The sequence below is a fragment of the Streptomyces sp. NPDC058525 genome (assembly GCF_042719495.1).
Taxonomy (GTDB): domain Bacteria; phylum Actinomycetota; class Actinomycetes; order Streptomycetales; family Streptomycetaceae; genus Streptomyces.
The window spans coordinates 1-3,267 of the sequence record NZ_JBHXNP010000207.1; the positions used below are offsets into that span (position 1 = coordinate 1).

At 69.9% G+C, this 3,267-nt stretch carries 3 protein-coding genes; all 3 read right to left on the bottom strand.

What is annotated here, in order from left to right:
- On the bottom strand, positions 1-1,268 hold a 1,268-nt coding region (gene ahcY, locus ACFWP3_RS41755), incomplete at its 3' end, for an adenosylhomocysteinase (RefSeq protein ID WP_384232181.1).
- Positions 1,269-1,298: 30 nt separating this feature from the next.
- Positions 1,299-2,165: a methylenetetrahydrofolate reductase [NAD(P)H] gene (gene metF, locus ACFWP3_RS41760; RefSeq protein ID WP_384232183.1), complete on the bottom strand. Its 867-nt coding sequence runs from the start codon at positions 2,163-2,165 to the stop codon at positions 1,299-1,301.
- An 82-nt stretch (positions 2,166-2,247) separates the two neighbouring features.
- Positions 2,248-3,267: vitamin B12 dependent-methionine synthase activation domain-containing protein (locus ACFWP3_RS41765; RefSeq protein WP_384232182.1), on the bottom strand; the 1,020-nt coding region annotated here is incomplete at its 5' end.

Consider the following 3,267-nt stretch of genomic DNA (forward strand, 5'->3'; position numbering starts at 1 on the left):
ACGTCGGTCGGGTACTCCGAGGGCTTGGTGAACAGCTCGATCTGGGCCAGCGTCTGGTCCGCGAAGGAGTTCGACATCACGAACGACGGGTGGCCGGTCGCGTTGCCCAGGTTCAGCAGACGGCCCTCCGACAGCACGATCAGGACCTTGCCGTTGGAGAACTTCCACGTGTGGACCTGCGGCTTGACCTCGTCCTTGACGATGCCCTCGATCTTCGCGAGACCGGCCATGTCGATCTCGTTGTCGAAGTGGCCGATGTTGCCCACGATCGCCTGGTGCTTCATCTTGGCCATGTCCGAGGCCATGATGATGTCCTTGTTGCCGGTCGTCGTGATGAAGATGTCGGCCGTCTCCACCACATCGTCCAGCGTGGCGACCTGGTAGCCGTCCATCGCCGCCTGCAGCGCGCAGATCGGGTCGATCTCGGTGACGATGACCCGGGCGCCCTGGCCGCGCAGCGACTCCGCGGAGCCCTTGCCGACGTCGCCGTAGCCGCAGACCACGGCGACCTTGCCGCCGATCAGCACGTCGGTCGCCCGGTTGATGCCGTCGACCAGGGAGTGGCGGCAGCCGTACTTGTTGTCGAACTTCGACTTCGTCACGGCGTCGTTCACGTTGATCGCCGGGAAGAGGAGCTCGCCCGCCTGGTGCATCTCGTACAGGCGGTGGACACCGGTGGTGGTCTCCTCGGTGACACCGCGGATGCCGTCTGCGAGCTTCACCCAGTCGATCGAGGTGCGGGCCAGCAGGCCCAGGACGAGGGCCATCTCCTCGTTGTCGGCGGTGGACGGGGCGGGGACCGCGCCGGCCTTCTGGTACTCGACGCCCTTGTGGACGAGGAGGGTGGCGTCGCCGCCGTCGTCGAGGATCATGTTCGGGCCGTCGGCGCCGGGCCAGGTCAGCGCCTGCTCGGTGCACCACCAGTACTCCTCCAGCGTCTCGCCCTTCCAGGCGAAGACGGGGATGCCGGCGGCGGCGATCGCGGCGGCCGCGTGGTCCTGGGTGGAGTAGATGTTGCAGGAGACCCAGCGGACCTCCGCGCCGAGCGCGACCAGGGTCTCGATCAGGACGGCGGTCTGCACGGTCATGTGCAGGGAGCCGGTGATGCGGGCGCCGGCCAGCGGCTGGGCCTCGGCGTACTCGGCGCGGATCGACATCAGGCCCGGCATCTCGTGCTCGGCGAGGGTGATCTCCTTGCGGCCGAACTCCGCGAGGGCGATGTCGGCGACCTTGTAGTCCGTGAAATCGGCAGGGGTCTGGCTGGTCATGGTGACTTACTCCGGTGATGGATGGCGGGGCTAGGAGGTGACGCCCAGGTTCTGATGGATCTCGAGCGTCGCGGTGGAACGGTTGAGGGTGATGTAGTGGAGGCCCGGTGCGCCTTCGGCCAGCAGGCGCTGGGCCATCGCGGTCGCGTACTCGACGCCCACCTTGTGCCCGTCGGCCGGGCTGTCCTGCACGGCCTCCAGGCGGCGGGCGAGGGCGTCGGGGAAGCGGGCGTCGCTGAGTTCGGCGAAGCGGAGGATCTGGCGCGCGTCGGTGGCGGGCATGATCTCGGGGATCACCGGGGTCAGGCAGCCCACCGAGTCCAGCCGGTCGCGCAGCCGCAGGTAGTCCTCGACGTGGAAGAACATCTGCGTGATGGCGTAGTCGGCGCCCGCCTTGCACTTGTCGGCGAAGTGCCGGACGTCCTCGGTCCAGCCCGGGGAGCGCGGGTGCCGTTCGGGGAACGCGGCCACGCCCACGCTGAAGTCGCCCAGCTGCCGGATCATGCTGACCAGCTCGTGGGCGTGCGTGAAGCCCTGCGGATGCGGGGTCCACGTGCCCTTCGGGTCGCCCGGCGGGTCGCCGCGCAGCGCGAGCACGTCGCGGATGCCCGCGTCGGCGTACTGGCCGATGATGTGGCGCAGCTCGGCCCGGGAGTGGCCGACCGCCGTCAGGTGCGCGACGGGGCGCAGGGTGGTCTCGGCGGCGATCCGCTTGGTGACCTCGACGGTGCGGTCGCGGGAGGAGCCGCCCGCGCCGTAGGTGACGGAGACGAAGGAGGGCGCGAAGGCCTCGATGCGGCGGATCGCGTTCCACAGGGTGCGCTCGCCCGCCTCCGTCTTGGGCGGGAAGAACTCGAAGGAGTACGAGCGCCGGCCGCTGGCCAGGATCTCGCGCACACCGGGCCGTGCCGCGGGGCGGAGCCGGACCAGGGTGGGGCGTTCTGCGACGACGGCAGCCAAGGGATCGTTCCTTCCGGTGTCAGCGTGCGTTGAAGTACGTGGCTTCGGGGTGGTGGATGACGATCGCGTCGGTGGACTGCTCCGGGTGCAGCTGGAACTCCTCCGACAGGTGGACGCCGATCCGTTCCGGCCGCAGCAGGTCGGCGATCTTCGCCCGGTCCTCGAGGTCGGGGCAGGCGGGGTAGCCCAGTGAGTAGCGGCAGCCCTGGTACTCGGTGCGGAACATGCCGGCCATGGAGGCCGGGTCGGACTCGGAGATGCCCAGTTCGGTGCGGACGCGGGCGTGCCAGTACTCGGCGAGGGCCTCGGCCAGCTGGACGGAGAGCCCGTGCAGCTCCATGTACTCGCGGTAGGCGTCGGCGGCGAAGAGCCGGGCCGTCTCCTCCCCGATGCGGCTGCCGACGGTGACGACCTGGAGGCCGACGACGTCGGTCTCGCCCGACTCCTCGGGGCGGAAGTAGTCGGCGAGGCACAGGCGGCGGCCGCGGCGCTGGCGCGGGAAGGTGAAGCGGGTCCGCTCCCCGCCGAACTCGTCGAGGATGATCAGGTCGTCGCCCTTGGACACGCAGGGGAAGTAGCCGTGTACGACGGCCGCTTCGAGCAGCCCGTCGGTGTGCAGCCGGTCGAGCCAGCCGCGCAGCCGGGGCCGGCCGTCCGTCTCGATGGTCTCGGTGTCCTTCAGGCCCCACTGGCCCTTGAACAGCGCGGTCTCGTCGAGCCAGGAGGCGTACTCCTTGAGCGCGATGCCCTTGACCACGCGGGTGCCCCAGAACGGCGGGGCGGGCACCGGAGCGTCGACGGCCACGTCGGACCGGCCGCCCTCCTCCGGTTCCGCGACCAGGAAGGGGCCCGCGGCGCCAGCCGCTGATGTTGCCGTGCGCTTGGGTACGCGGCGCTGCTTCAGGGGCGGCAGCTCGACTCCGGGAACTCCGCGCTTGACGCCCATCAGGGCGTCCATGAGGCGCAGGCCTTCGAAGGCGTCGCGGGCGTAGCGGACTTCGCCTTCGTAGATTTCGTGGAGGTCTTGTTCGACGTAGGC